General features: G+C 42.2%; 10 protein-coding genes. 4 read left to right on the top strand and 6 right to left on the bottom strand.

Going from position 1 to position 13755, the window contains the following annotated elements; genetic code table 11:
* Window positions 1-8: 8 nt before the first annotated feature.
* Window positions 9-1700 (bottom strand): potassium channel family protein, encoded by a 1692-nt coding sequence (locus tag NEJAP_RS05075; RefSeq protein WP_201349593.1) that lies wholly within the window; start codon window positions 1698-1700, stop codon window positions 9-11.
* A 3-nt stretch (window positions 1701-1703) separates the two neighbouring features.
* On the bottom strand, window positions 1704-2084 hold the full coding sequence (locus NEJAP_RS05070) for a DUF6394 family protein (protein ID WP_201349592.1): 381 nt from the start codon (window positions 2082-2084) through the stop codon (window positions 1704-1706).
* Window positions 2085-2267: 183 nt separating this feature from the next.
* Here NEJAP_RS05070 and NEJAP_RS05065 point away from each other — a divergent pair, with 183 nt between their 5' ends.
* Window positions 2268-5066 carry an insulinase family protein gene (locus tag NEJAP_RS05065; protein ID WP_201349591.1) on the top strand — a complete coding sequence of 933 codons (2799 nt, stop codon included), beginning with the start codon at window positions 2268-2270 and terminating at the stop codon, window positions 5064-5066.
* An 85-nt stretch (window positions 5067-5151) separates the two neighbouring features.
* On the opposite strand, the gene NEJAP_RS05060 is transcribed toward NEJAP_RS05065, so the two are convergent.
* Window positions 5152-5592 carry a hypothetical protein gene (locus NEJAP_RS05060; RefSeq protein ID WP_201349590.1) on the bottom strand — a complete coding sequence of 147 codons (441 nt, stop codon included), beginning with the start codon at window positions 5590-5592 and terminating at the stop codon, window positions 5152-5154.
* Window positions 5589-7043, bottom strand: coding sequence for an exodeoxyribonuclease I (gene sbcB, locus NEJAP_RS05055; protein ID WP_201349589.1), 1455 nt, complete (start codon window positions 7041-7043; stop codon window positions 5589-5591). Before sbcB ends, NEJAP_RS05060 begins: the two co-directional genes overlap by 4 nt.
* Window positions 7044-7128: 85 nt before the next feature.
* Between sbcB and NEJAP_RS05050 the strand changes: the two genes are divergently transcribed.
* Together NEJAP_RS05050 and NEJAP_RS05045 are read left to right on the top strand one after the other, a co-directional pair.
* Window positions 7129-7557 (top strand): YchJ family protein, encoded by a 429-nt coding sequence (locus tag NEJAP_RS05050; protein WP_201349588.1) that lies wholly within the window; start codon window positions 7129-7131, stop codon window positions 7555-7557.
* Window positions 7558-7719: 162 nt separating this feature from the next.
* Window positions 7720-10551: a DUF349 domain-containing protein gene (locus NEJAP_RS05045; RefSeq protein ID WP_201349587.1), complete on the top strand. Its 2832-nt coding sequence runs from the start codon at window positions 7720-7722 to the stop codon at window positions 10549-10551.
* 55 nt (window positions 10552-10606) lie between these two features.
* Here the strand turns inward: NEJAP_RS05045 and phbB are convergent, their stop codons facing one another.
* On the bottom strand, window positions 10607-11356 hold the full coding sequence (phbB, locus tag NEJAP_RS05040; RefSeq protein WP_201349586.1) for an acetoacetyl-CoA reductase: 750 nt from the start codon (window positions 11354-11356) through the stop codon (window positions 10607-10609).
* 183 nt (window positions 11357-11539) lie between these two features.
* On the bottom strand, window positions 11540-12886 hold the full coding sequence (locus NEJAP_RS05035) for an MATE family efflux transporter (protein WP_236591070.1): 1347 nt from the start codon (window positions 12884-12886) through the stop codon (window positions 11540-11542).
* A gap of 106 nt (window positions 12887-12992) precedes the next feature.
* On the opposite strand from NEJAP_RS05035, the gene NEJAP_RS05030 reads away from it, so the two are divergent.
* The gene (locus NEJAP_RS05030) at window positions 12993-13709 is read left to right on the top strand and encodes a 16S rRNA (uracil(1498)-N(3))-methyltransferase (protein WP_201349585.1); all 717 of its coding nucleotides are present in this window, start codon (window positions 12993-12995) and stop codon (window positions 13707-13709) included.
* Window positions 13710-13755: the final 46 nt, after the last annotated feature.

The raw sequence follows: 13755 nt of genomic DNA, 5'->3' as shown, positions 1-13755 counted from the left end.
ACAATCCTTTATTGATCGGCATTAAACCAGCGGGACAAAAGCGTGTTGTTTGCATCTTTACCTGTCAGAATATATTGCAATACGTTGTAGTTATTAACAGTCCACTCAACCTGGGTAAAAGCTTTACTCAAACCACAGAAAAGAATTTCATCTCCCATCTGCAATTCAGTGAGCTCACCAGGTAAAATTTTAATGTCGTCGTCTCTACGCAACATTAAAGGAAAACCTGGCAGCATCTGACTGTGGTCACGAGGATCCTTAAGGAAGACTTTCATTTTAATGATCGTTCCCTCTTCCAACGCCATTTTAATGGCTGGCGTTTCTTCCTCTCCGAGAACAAAAGCCCAACTCTCTAATTCATCTTCTCCAACAACACTACTCATACGATTTAACAGTGTATGAGCCCAGACATCATCATATTCCTTTAATGCTTCAATAAATGCAGGCAAAAGTGGCGTCTTAATTTGTGCCATAATTTGGTTAGCGATGATCCGCCCAGGCTCCATCACAAAATCAGCACCCGAGTGACGAAAAACTAAGCGATTTGCATCGAGGTTCTGCCTAACAACAGTTACCAATTTGGGTTTAATGCCCCTCGCCGTCATAATAATAGAAAGGTTGTCCGCATCATTATCAGTGCCTGCAACAATGCCCACTGCATCAGAGATATTGGCCTCTTCAAGCGTTCGAGCTTCGGTCCCAATACCCCAAATCTGTTGCTCTGTCTGATTGACATTCTGCTCTTTGGAATCAATAACCGTAATAAAAACATTGTCCGCTTTAAAAGCTTTATAAAGTGCTCGCCCAAAACGACCAAAGCCGCAAATAATCCAACGCCCCTGCTTTTGCTGATAAACACTAGAAAGCGGTCGATGGTAAGGGTTTACTAGCCAGTCATACACTAGATGCTTATAAGGCGTGTGTATGGCCATGGACAAATACCCGGCATAAGCCTCAAAAGGATCAACGACCTGATTTGTACCAAAGGAGAGTAAGTTTGCAGTGGTAACTTCTGCTTCTGTACGGCTTATCACCATCCGGTTAGGCATTAACAACTTGCTTGCAATAGAAACAGCCAAGTTAGAATTATCATCATCCGTTAGTGCTAGTACACCTATACAATGCGGGTGCTGTAACCCCGCATCATCCAGCACATCGGGTAATGCCGCATCTGCACATAAACCCGGGACACGAATAGGCAAGGTATCCATTTCTAAATCATCAATACGGTCTTGACTTATATCTATGACCACCGCTCTGATGTCTCTATTAGCTAATTTATGGACAATGAGGCGGCCTGTTACACCATATCCACATATCAAATAAAAAGGCTCTGCAAAGCCGGCCACTTCGCCAGTAAAAGAGCGACGCCGTAACAAGCGACCAAAAACAGGCTCTTGAAGGAGTGCTAACATAGACCCAATACCATATAACCATGCAACGACAGTTGCGTAGATCATCAGCAAAGTCCACATCCTTTGTGCATCAGTAAACGCAAAAGGAATTTCACCAAAACCGATAGTTGTTCCCATAAAAGAGACAAAGTAAACGGCATGGAAAAAATCCATTCGCCATACATTCCCAGCATCATCTTGGCCAGGTATCAGCACAAAGCCAAGAATAGAGATCGAATAAACCACGATCATCGTAATAAAAGGGACACGAAGTCGCCGTAAAAGCAGATAAAAGACGTTATTCATGATTTAGCGACGAACAACAATCGTCTCAACCACGAGAAGTATCACAGAGATAATGTTAGCCAAAAGCGCACCACCAGACAGGGATACGACACTCGACATCATAGAGCCAGTCATACCACCACTAATTTGCTCGGCAAAGCCCCATAGAATAGCCGCGATCACTAATTGTAAATCGGCCACTAAGCTCGTAGCCAACATTAAAGCACCTAGATGAGTTCGGTCTCCAAATTTCAGCACCGTACAGATCATACTAACAACCAACGCCGCGAATAACTCAAAAACGTTATGATGAATTTCTTTATCTATTTCACCGAGAAAAAAGCCGAAATTCAGCGTCAATGCCAATACGATAAAGAAAGCAAAAATCACTTTTTCACGATTCATCAGAACATCCCTTATTTCACTAAAACAAAGCTATCATGCACACTCACCAGCCGATTGTATCGACTGTTGATAAATATGGCTATGCTGATTCACGGAACCAGCCAGATAAGTTAATGTCTATTGGCTGATTACCCCAATCTGGGGTAGCTATTTGATTTAATTCTGAGTTTTGAGGGCTGTTTAATGCGCACAGAGCATTTTTCACTAGGAAAGCTAGTGACTTCATTAGTTGTTGTTTTTTGCGCAGCGTCTTATTCCTACGCCTCTGATATCGCCAAAAGCCAGAATGATACGCGTGATTATCAGTCCATCACGTTAGAGAACGGTCTAAGTGTATTGCTAGTCTCAGACCCCGATACAGACAAGGCTGCTGCGTCGCTTAATGTAAACATAGGCTCTGCAGCCAATCCTAAAAACCGTGCGGGGTTAGCTCACTTTCTTGAACACATGTTATTTCTGGGCACTGATAAGTATCCAGAAGCAGGCGAATACCAAGCATTCATCCAGTCTCATGGCGGCTCACATAATGCTTTTACTGCATTAAAAAATACCAACTACTTTTTCGACATCAACGCTGACGACCTTGAACCTGCTCTTGACCGCTTCTCTCAATTCTTTATTGCGCCGCTTTTTTCAGAAGAGTACACAGACCGAGAAAGACACGCCGTTCACTCTGAATACAGCGCTAAAAGAAGAGACGATGGACGCAGAACTTACGCGGCTACCCAACAATCCATGAACCCCGCTCATCCTGCGAGCCGTTTTGCTGTCGGTAACCTTGATACGCTATCTAACGATAAAGAGGGAAGCCTGCGAAGCGATTTAATCAAATTTTATCAACAATATTACTCTGCAAACCAAATGAATCTGGTCATTATAGGCAAACAACCATTAAATCAGCTTGAGTCAATTGCTCAGCAATATTTCTCAACCATAAAGAATACTAAAGCTCAGACTTTCATAATCGATGAGCCTCAGTTTAAGCCTGAAGACCTCCCTCTTGAATTAGCCATCAAGACCCTTAAAGATACTCAGTCTCTAAGTTTAAGTTTCCCCACTCAAGCTAACTTACCCTTTTGGAAAAGCAAACCCCTTTACCTGCTAAGCAGCCTAATTGGTTACGAAGGCGAAGGAAGTCTTTTAGCTTTGCTTAAAGAAAAAGGCTGGGCAACCGGACTCGGCGCTTCTCCGGGACAAAGTTTCGCATCTGAGTCGAGCTTTCATATTCAAATAAGCTTAACGCCAGAAGGCCTTAAGCATACAGACAATATAGTTAGTTTATTCTTCTCATTTATTCAGAGCATTAAAAAAGAAGGTATTAGCCAAGCAATCTATAACGAAGAAAAGCTACTCAATGCTCAACAGTTTCGCTTTTTAGCGGAGCAAGAGCCAATACATTACGTCACTCAATTAACTCAAAGCATGCAGGACTTTCCGCAAAAAAACTGGTTGAACGCACCTTATTTGCTTGAGCAATATGACCTTAGTGCCATCAATCAGTTTACTCAAGCTATCCGCCCAGACAACATGGTGTTATCTGTTAAGGCCAGAAACCTAGAAACAAATTTTACTGAAGCTTACTATGATAGCGAATATAGTATTAATAAGATTAGTGCTAACCGCATCAAGTACTGGCAACAAGCAGAATTGATTAACAGTCTACATATTCGCAACGCTAACCCTTTTATTGCCGAAAACACTAATCTACAGCCTGGGACTGATAACCAGCTAAAGCCTATACAATTAGATACAGGCAAGCCCGGAGTAACCTTATGGCAACACCAAGATACGACATTTAAAGTCCCAAAAGCTGATCTATACTTTACATTGTTAACACCACTTGCCAGAAATGGTGCAGAGGTAACAACGGGGCTCAACCTATATACAGATATGGTTAGCGACGAGTTAAACAAATCTCTTTATGACGCAGGAACCGCCGGATTAAGCGCGCGTATTTACGCCCACCAGCGTGGCATTAGCGTACGCATCTCAGGCTTTGATGATAAAATTGAAGTGCTAAGTAAGCTAATAGCTAAAACGCTTAGAAAACCCGAGTTGTCTCAAGCGCGCTTCAAACGAGTACTACAAGCCTACCAAGAGCAACTTAAGAATTCAGATAAAGACAAGCCCTACAATCAGCTTTTCCGTGTCAGCTATGAAGTATTGATGCATAACGCTAGCCTGAGCGAATTACAGAAAACAGCCAGCAATTATTCATTAGAGCAACTTTCGTCTCTTGTAGACGAGTTATTTAAATCAATAGAAGTGCGGATACTATCCCACGGAAACTTAACAGCGTCTCAAGCTAAAAAACTCACAAACGCTCTACTTCAAGAGCTACAACCGATACAAACTGCTCAGGTAGCACCACAAATAGACATACTTCGTTTAGAAGAAAGTAGCGTATTAACAAAAACATTAGATATTGAACACAACGACTCCGCGACTATTCTGTATCTTCAAGGTGATAATCTATCCACTCAAACGCGGGCAGCAACCGCTCTATTAAGTGAAATTTTATCAGCTCCTTTTTATACACAGCTGCGCACTGAGCAACAACTTGGATACATCGTATTTGCGACACCCATGCCACTTAGAAAAGTCCCTGGAATAGCCTTTATTGTTCAATCTCCCACATCTCCTCCTAAAGTAATTTTAGGAAGCATACGCAATTTTTTGAATAGTTTCAGAAGCCAATTAAAGACAATACCAAAGCAACAAATAGCACAGTTTAAAAGCAGTGTCGTAGCGAGAATTAACGCTCAAGAACGGCAGCTTCAAGAGCTAAGTAACCGTTTCTGGCAAGAAATCGATCAAAACAATACAAAATTTGATACTCAAGAGAAGCTAACCAAAGCAATTAATCAGTTGACTAATCGTGATTTAGTTAACATTTATGACAAGCTACTAGCTCGACAGCTTGTACTACAAAACACGGGAGCTGGGGCTAAGTTAAACCTCACATCCGATAGTGCTAAATGAGGGATTAATGTAAAGACGGGTTATTTATAGCGTAAAAAGTTATATGAAGGGAGCTGATTTAGTAACGAGTTGCTTTTTGACTTGTCTAGGGTTTGGGGACCATGAACTGACGGCGTTGCTGAGCGCCTTTAGCCAGTTCGCAAGATTCGGGTTCCCATAAGCATTTTTCTGCCTTTTTATCATCGTAGATGCGCTGAAACACGGCATCTTCGCCTTTAAGATCCGACTTTGAAAGCACTTTTCCTGCCCTATACTCCCTGACCAGCGGCAATGGCGCAGGGGCAATTACCGTCGGCGGAGGCAGATCAGAAGGCTTATTAATGTAAGCAACTTCATACATAGGCTCAGTGTCGAATACGCCACGCTTTTTCCTATAATAAGCAGTTTTGCCATTGTCCACACCTTCAGCATAACCACGAGGTGTAACGACTTCATAGGCAATGAGGCTACTCTCTGAAACAATAAGGTCTTGTGCTTGCGAGGCTTGAGCCAACAAAGCCAAACCGAGTAGCCAGCGCTGTTTCACCACGTCATATCCATTGGATAAATAGATTCAGCGTAAATTGCTAACTCTTCAAGAATCTCACGTTGCGCAGCAGCAAGATTTTGATCTTGATATAAGCTATTCAGGTGCTCGTAAAATTCTTTCATGGTTAGTAACCTTCGCTTATCTGTTACTAGCAACTTATCACTACGGTATTGCTCCCATTGCGATTGCTGCTCCTCATTAAGTGTCCACGGATAATTACGGGCTCGGTAGCGAAACAGCATCTCTTCTAATCGCGGGTCTTGAAATGCAAGCTCTAACTCAGCTAGTGCATTAGGGTCGCTTTCCCTCACCTGCTGCATCATTTTCTTATCGGTATCATTAAAGAAACCACCCGCATACAACATATGATCGGGATCACCATCCGACTCAAAACTATCTTCACTTATTACATCGGCCAACTTTGACTTTAATTCAGGATAATTTCTTAAAATAGCCAAATGAGCTCGGCATTCACCACCATTAATACCAAATCGAGCAGCCTCATCTTTATTCAACATACCTGCCGGAGCTAAAATCGGACACTTGTTAGCATGCACCTGCTTTAAAGCAATAGCTGGATCACTTTCTGTACGTTCGTGACTAGGCAGATACATATAGTGACGAATATCTTCCACTGATAAGGTCAGCAACGGTGTAGGGTCCACCCGTAAATCCCACACTAACGTGCTATTTTTATTGACGGGATGCTGCACTATTGGAGCGACTATCGCTAAGTTACCCAATGATGCTGAGTACCTTGATGAAACATGCAGCACCGGCTTCATGGAAAGTGTATCTAGCATGCGCTGAGCGGAAGCTTTACCTTTATTAGATAATACAAATTCGTATAGCTTTGGCTGCTTCTCTTTAATCAATTTCGCCATCGCAATCGTGGCATAAACATCCGAAAGCGCATCATGCGCATGTCCATGATCAATACCATTTGCCTTGGTCAGATCTTCAAGTCGTAAGCTAGGCGTACCATCATCATGCTCCGGCCAAACAATGCCTTCAGGACGTAAGGCACGCGTTAATCGCAACATATCGATAATATCCCACCGTGAACAAGCATTTTGCCATTCTCGTGCATAGGGATCGAAAAAATTTCGATACAAGGTATAACGCGTTACTTCATCATCAAAGCGAATACTGTTGTAACCCACACCACAAGTACCTGGCTTAGCAAACTCAGCATGGATTTGGGAAATAAACTCCGCTTCACATAAGCCCTCTTGAATCGCTTTTTGAGGTGTAATTCCTGTTATTAAACAAGCCTGCGGATGTGGTAAAACATCATCAGCAGGCTTGCAGTACAACATAATAGGTTCATCAATGATATTCAGGTTTTCATCTGTACGAATACCAGCAAATTGCACTGGGCGATCTCTTTTAGGATCGATACCAAAGGTTTCATAATCGTGCCAAAAAAAAGTACGTTCCGCAGTCATTGTTTTCAAATATCCGTGATAAATGCTAAGTAAGCAGGCTATAATAACAGGCAAATAGTACCAAGTATGATAGGGAGGATTACATATGCTGACCAGTCAAACAACTGAACATCGTTGCCCATGTGGATCAGGAAAGCCATTTGCATTTTGTTGCGAGCCCTATATTGAAGGTCAAAAACTAGCACCGACTGCCGAGCAGCTGATGCGTAGTCGTTATACCGCTTTTGCACTAGGCGCCATTGATTATCTTATAGAGACTACTGCTCCGGAAAAGCGTGAGTTAATAGACCGAGCAATTATCGCCGAGCAAATTCAGTTTACGACATGGACAGGCCTAACAATACTCGACAAAGAGGCCGGCCATAAAGAAGACTCACAAGGCATAATCGAGTTTGAAGCAGCATTTGAAACTGAAGAAGAGCAATGTGTTTTACACGAACGCTCAAACTTCTACGCGAAAAACGGCCAATGGTTCTATCTAGATGGCGAGGTTGAAGTCAGACCCGCAGCTTGATGAAAAACAACATCTGCAAAACAGTTTAATCAGGTGTTTATAAACTTCCCTGATTAAACTTACTCGTCAAGGCTTTTACTGATCGCTTCATGCCCTTAGAATAAGCTTCCTTCATTCATCTGGATAACCATCATCCAGTTTTGCTAATACAAGAAACCGTTCATGTTATCGAATTTTTTTAAGCCAAAATGGCAACATACCAACCCAGTCATTCGTTTGAACGCCGTTAAAAGTTTAAGTGACGAATCTAATGATCAATACCTTATTTTATCGGGACTAGCGATTCGAGACCCTGACGTTAACGTCAGGCAAGCAGCGATAGCTCAAATTATGAGCATCAACAATCTCATCCAACTTTTGAAAGACCCTGATGCAAACTCTTCAGCAATAGAAACACGTTTAGCTCATGAACTGAGTAATGACAGTAATCCACACGCACTATTCGAACAGTTATCAAGCAAACTTGAAACAACAGTCATGTGGCGAATTATAAGCCAAACGCCATCCCAAGAATTACACGCTACTCTGATTAACAACATTAAAGATCAGAGTTTACTGGTAGAAGTTGCTACCTCTTCCTCTCCTGTCCACACTCGTAAAATCGCCGCCGAACGGATTTCAACCCCTGCATTGCTTGAACAGTTGCTAAAAGCAACAAAGCAAAATGATAAAGCCATTTACCGCATCATGCGCGACAAATGCAATGAACTACGCGAGCACACAAAGCAGCAACAGGCTTTACGTGATCGTGCTATGAGCATTTTTGAGCAAGTTACAAGCCTTTCTAAAGGCGAATGGTTTCCTCTTTACCCTGCAAAATTTGAAGCATTAAGTCAGGAATGGAATAACTTTTCACCCTCAGTAACACAAGAATTTCAACAGCCATTCTCTGATGCTTACGACACATGCCAGAAGCGAATACAAACCATCGCTGCGCAAGAAGCGGAAAAAGCTCAAGAGCTACTCAATATGAAGCTTGCCCGCGAGAAAGCTGACACAATATTGCAGCAACTCCAAGACTTTACTACATGCGCAGAAGCAACGTCCTATTCGCAACAAGATGAAATTGCTGCACTAACAAAAGCACAGGAAAGCTTCCAACATCAGTGGGCAAGCATTAGTAACACAGCATCTGCCAATCAACTGAAAACTTACAACCAGCTTACTCAAGCACTCAGTAAAATCCACTCACACGCCTTATCCGCTGATAGTAAGCTAAACGCTGTCAGCGAGTTTTTATCCTCATGCGAACAAAACAGTTTCAAGAAAAAAACAGTCCAAGAACAACTAAAACAAGCGAACAGCATTCTGGAACAAACGGCATGGCCCAAAAATCTAGAGCGCCCGGATGTATTACAACAACTTGATAGCGCAATAACCAAGCTTACCAGCGAAAAACAGCTGCTTACCCAAAAATCACTGAAGATAACAGAAAAGCTACGCCTACAACTGGCTCAATTAGAACGTCTTATTGAAAAAGGTGAAGTTAAAACGGCTGAGAAAGAATCACGTAAGACAATCGAGTTATTATCGCAAATCAAAGGCACTGCCAAAGATAATTTCGAGCAGCAATATAAAGGGTTAAATACTCGTATTGAAGAACTTAAAGACTGGCAGGGCTATGCGGTAACCCCGAAAAAAGAACAACTTTGCGCAGATATGGAGGGCCTTATTAATGCAGAGATCCTTCCCCAAGAAAAAGCCAAGAAAATAAAACAACTTCAGCAACAGTGGAAGCTACTTGACGCTACTGATCCATTTCACTCTCAAGCTATTTGGAAGCGCTTTAAAACCGCTTCCGATAAAGCGTATGAGCCTTGTGAAGTATATTTTTCTTCACAAAACGAGTCTCGTCGCTACAACTTGCAGCAAAAAGAACTCATCTATCAAGAAGTCGCCGCTTACCTTCAACAGATAGACTGGCAAGCGGGTGACTGGCGTGCGGTTGAACAGATCATTCAGGCAGCCAAACAAGAATGGAGACGCTTTACTCCTGTTGATAGAAACCCTGGACAAGCCTTACAAACTAAATTTAATAAATTATTGCTTGATGCAGAAAACCATTTTCAGGCCCTTAAAGAAGACTCAATGGCGGCTAAAGAGAAACTCATTGCTGATGCACAAGCCCTAACAACAGCAGATGATATTGTCGATGCTGCAGAGCAGGCCAAAAAATTACAAAAGAACTGGAAAGAGTGCGGGCCCACCTTCCACAGCCAGGAACGCAAGCTCTGGAAAGCATTTAGAGTTCACTGTGACATTATCTTCCAGCGCCTTCATGACCAGACACCTTCACGTGAAGCAGCATACGCAGCCAAAGTAACACTAAACCAAGTGACAGATGAACTTGCAGGCTTTGAAGATGCTCCATTGCATACGGCACAGAAAATAGAAAGTATCACCGCAGCTCGTCAGCTCGTTGAAGCATTTAAAGAAAGCCTTACGGCCAAAGATATCGAAAGGTTCAACAAGGCTGCAAATTATGTTGAACAGCAAACAAACGCGCTCCAACGCTTTGCAGAGCATACTGATAATCACCAACTCCAAGAACACTCTGCCTTGTGTGACCTGCTTGAAACGCACTTACTTGATAATTCAGCAACTGAATCAAAACAAGATTTTTTTGAGCATTGGCACCTTCAGAAAAATACCGACTTACATGAGAAAATTCGCAACCGCCGCAGCTTGATCGAGTCAATAGCCTCAGGAGAAAGTGAACTAGAACCTTTATTAAGCAATGCCGATAAAGAATTACGTGAAATATGCATACGCCTTGAAATAGCACTTAACCTGCCATCTCCGAGTTATGACCAAGCGTTGCGGATGGAGTATCAAATGCAACGACTGCAAAAAGCATTAGAGCAACAGCAGCAAGCGGTTAATTTAATAGACATTAAGAAGTTAGAATTTGAATCTCTGGGAATACCTTTTCGTAAAGCGAATGAGTCACTTAATGAACGATTCCAAGATTTAATAAATACTGTATTTAATTAGACTCTAATAAAAAAAACCCGCCATATAGCGGGTTTTTTATTCTACGATGATGTCGTTAAGACATATGAAGACCACCGTTTATAGACATATCAGCACCCGTAATATACCCAGACTGCTCTTCAGCCAAGAAGGTTACCATACGACCAATCTCTTCTGGTGTACCAAAGCGTCCTACTGGGATAGTAGAGCAAATTTTCTGCTGAACTTCGACAGCGATTTTAGCTACCATCGGCGTCATTACATAACCCGGAGAAACCGTATTAACAGTCACACCTTTAGAAGCAACCTCTTGAGCTAGAGCCTTTGTAAAACCGTGAATACCGGCTTTAGCAGCAGAGTAGTTAGACTGCCCAAATTGACCTTTCTGTGCATTTACAGAAGAAATATTGATAACGCGTCCGAAGCCTTTTTCAAGCATGGGATTAATTACCAAACGAGTCATATGGAACATTGAATCCAAATTTGCTGTTAATACTTCGTCCCATTGATCCCAGCTCATTTTCTTGAACTGGCCATCACGAGTAATACCTGCGTTGTTCACTAGTACATCAACTGTACCGCCGGTTAGTTCCTGGACTGTTGCAATACACGCTTCACAAGAAGTTGTATTAGTCACATCACCATAAGCTACATGAATATCATAACCGTCAGCTTTTTGTGCTGCTTGCCATGCTTTAGCTTTTTCGTGATTACCACCACTGTTATAACCTGCTACTACTGTAAACCCATTATCTGCTAGAGTTCGGCATATTGAAGCACCCAGCCCACCAGTACCACCTGTTACAAGAGCAACCAACTTACCCATATTCACATCCCTTTTCTTTCAATTTATTGTGTTTTATGTGACTTGCTTTTTTATTTTTCTAAGCAGCCTTAAGATCGATCATAGACCTAAGACTGCCATTTAATAATATGACTTTTGGTTTATAGTCTTTAGGATAGTAGCTGATTGTTAATGATTAATGATAGATCCGATTTAACTTCAACTTCATTGATGTACTGCACTTTTTACTGCTAAGACCTTACTAACGCTACGATATGCAACCCACGATGCCGCACTGTTAGCTAGCACAAATGCCATAAACATTGCCTGCAAACCCCATAATTCATTAGCGATCCATGCCATAGGTATAAAAAACACAAACAAGCGTAATATACTGATACGCATAGCTATTAATGGCTGATGTAATGCATTTAATGTTGATGCACTCAAAAAAATCACCGCTTGCATCCCAAACCCAAGGGGCACAATACCAAGCCACATAATCAAAGGCCCTTTGATTAAATCAGAAGCCGCAAACAAGTCAGCAATGGCATCTTTAAATACCCATAACATCATAAAAACTAAAAACTGCCAGATCAGAGCAAATTTAATAGCGCCTTTATAAGCAGAAACTACACGTTTGATCTGCCCAGCACCAAAGTTCTGACTAACAAAAGGCGGCAACGTCATGGATAAAGCAAGACATACCAGTAAAGATAATGATTCAAGCCTATTACCCACACCAAATGCTGCCACAGCTTCAGCACCGTGTTGCGCAACCATTGCTGTGAGCATCCCACCAGCCAACGGAGTCATCATGTTTGACAGCGCTGCGGGCAAGCCAATTTTCATCACAGTAAGCCAATGATCAAAAATTCTTCTAGCAACAGGCTTCATCAGTATAATTAAGTTATATCGCCGATAAAGAATGTATATAACAATCACAAAAACACATGTCCAAGAGATAACACTAGCCATAGCCGCTCCCCGAATACCGAATGCAGGCACCGGCCCCCAGCCAAAAATCAATAGAGGGTCTAGTATCATATTCAAAACGGACGATCCAGCCATCACCAATGCAGGTGTTTTGGTATCACCTCTGGCACGTAGAGCACTGTTTGCAACCATATTAGTTACAAGAAAAACGGCGCCTAGCCACCATATATCCATATACTCTAAAATATAGGGTAGCTGTTGTTCAGCGGCTCCCATTAACGTGAACAAAGGCACCATAAACAACTGCACAACCAAACTAATGCATAGCACCAATAAAAGCGTCATCATCAAATTATCAGTTGCAAGCTCGGCCGCTTTTTCCTGCTGACCCTGGCCAATTAATTTAGCTAAGATCGCAGATGTCCCTATACCAAAACCTATCGCTAAGCTAACAACAGAAAACGTCACAGGAAAAGTAAAGGCCAAGGCAGCCATTGGAGCGGTACCCAAAAGGGACACAAAATAGATATCGGCAAGGTTAAACAACATTAAACTGACAATCCCGACCATCATTGGGACTGTCATACGAAGAAGCGTTGGACGAATAGTGTCCTTAAGTAAATCAGGCGTTGCCATAAAGAGCTCGGTTCAAAGTAAGAAGCTATCCTAACGGCTGATAAGCAAAAGAAAAACCGTCATAATGGAAGAATATGTTCCCAAGATGCAATCAAGCGAATAATTAATGAATCTTATTCTTTTTACAGAAAGTGATTTCTGCAATACTCAACATATTTGTTTACGTGATAGACGCCATAAACATATTGCCGATATCCATAAAGCGCAGCCAAATTCATTATTACGTATAGGGCAAATCAACGGTCATAAAGGTACCGGGAAAGTCATTAGTATTGATGATCAACAAGTCACCCTACACATTAGCCTATCCACACCGCCTCCTGCAGCATTACCTCTTACGCTTCTTTTAGCGCTGCCTAGACCAAAGATGTTGAAACGTATTTTACAAACCGCCAGTACAATGGGCGTCAAAGAGCTCTACCTATTAAATAGTTATAGGGTAGATAAAAGCTACTGGTCTACCCCTTTGCTATCGGAAGACTCAATTAAAGAACAGCTGCTATTAGGTTTAGAGCAAGCGGGCGATACACAAATGCCTTGCGTGCATATAAGAAAGCGCTTTAAACCCTTTGTAGAAGACGAACTTCCTTCGATTAGTCTAAACACCAGAGGCCTAGTGGCGCACCCCTACGACGCTATTAGTTGCCCAGAACCCACTACAGACCCTACAACACTCGCAATAGGTCCTGAAGGCGGCTTCATCCCTTACGAAGTTGAGAAACTACAACAAGCAGGCCTCACTCCTTTCCATGTGGGTGAACGCATTTTACGGGTTGAAACAGCCATTCCAGCCATCATTTCAAGAATCTTTCCTATCATTTGATGTCTGAAGGTATTAGCACCATTACCCACAGAGATATGACCTGAAT

Origin of the sequence: Neptunomonas japonica JAMM 1380 (assembly GCF_016592555.1) — a bacterium.
Classification (GTDB): Bacteria; Pseudomonadota; Gammaproteobacteria; order Pseudomonadales; family Balneatricaceae; genus Neptunomonas; species Neptunomonas japonica_A.
Note: the sequence above shows the minus strand (reverse complement) of the source record. Positions and strands in the feature narration are given on the sequence as shown.

What these genes read in the sequence shown, in the direction of transcription:
- NEJAP_RS05045 (WP_201349587.1), top strand. Translation starts at nt 7,720, where the DNA reads ATGTTATCGAATTTTTTTAAGCCAAAATGGCAACATACCAACCCAGTC.
- NEJAP_RS05075 (WP_201349593.1), bottom strand. Translation starts at nt 1,700, where the DNA reads ATGAATAACGTCTTTTATCTGCTTTTACGGCGACTTCGTGTCCCTTTT.
- NEJAP_RS05030 (WP_201349585.1), top strand. Translation starts at nt 12,993, where the DNA reads ATGAATCTTATTCTTTTTACAGAAAGTGATTTCTGCAATACTCAACAT.
- NEJAP_RS05035 (WP_236591070.1), bottom strand. Translation starts at nt 12,886, where the DNA reads ATGGCAACGCCTGATTTACTTAAGGACACTATTCGTCCAACGCTTCTT.
- NEJAP_RS05050 (WP_201349588.1), top strand. Translation starts at nt 7,129, where the DNA reads ATGCTGACCAGTCAAACAACTGAACATCGTTGCCCATGTGGATCAGGA.
- sbcB (WP_201349589.1), bottom strand. Translation starts at nt 7,043, where the DNA reads ATGACTGCGGAACGTACTTTTTTTTGGCACGATTATGAAACCTTTGGT.
- NEJAP_RS05070 (WP_201349592.1), bottom strand. Translation starts at nt 2,084, where the DNA reads ATGAATCGTGAAAAAGTGATTTTTGCTTTCTTTATCGTATTGGCATTG.
- phbB (WP_201349586.1), bottom strand. Translation starts at nt 11,356, where the DNA reads ATGGGTAAGTTGGTTGCTCTTGTAACAGGTGGTACTGGTGGGCTGGGT.
- NEJAP_RS05065 (WP_201349591.1), top strand. Translation starts at nt 2,268, where the DNA reads ATGCGCACAGAGCATTTTTCACTAGGAAAGCTAGTGACTTCATTAGTT.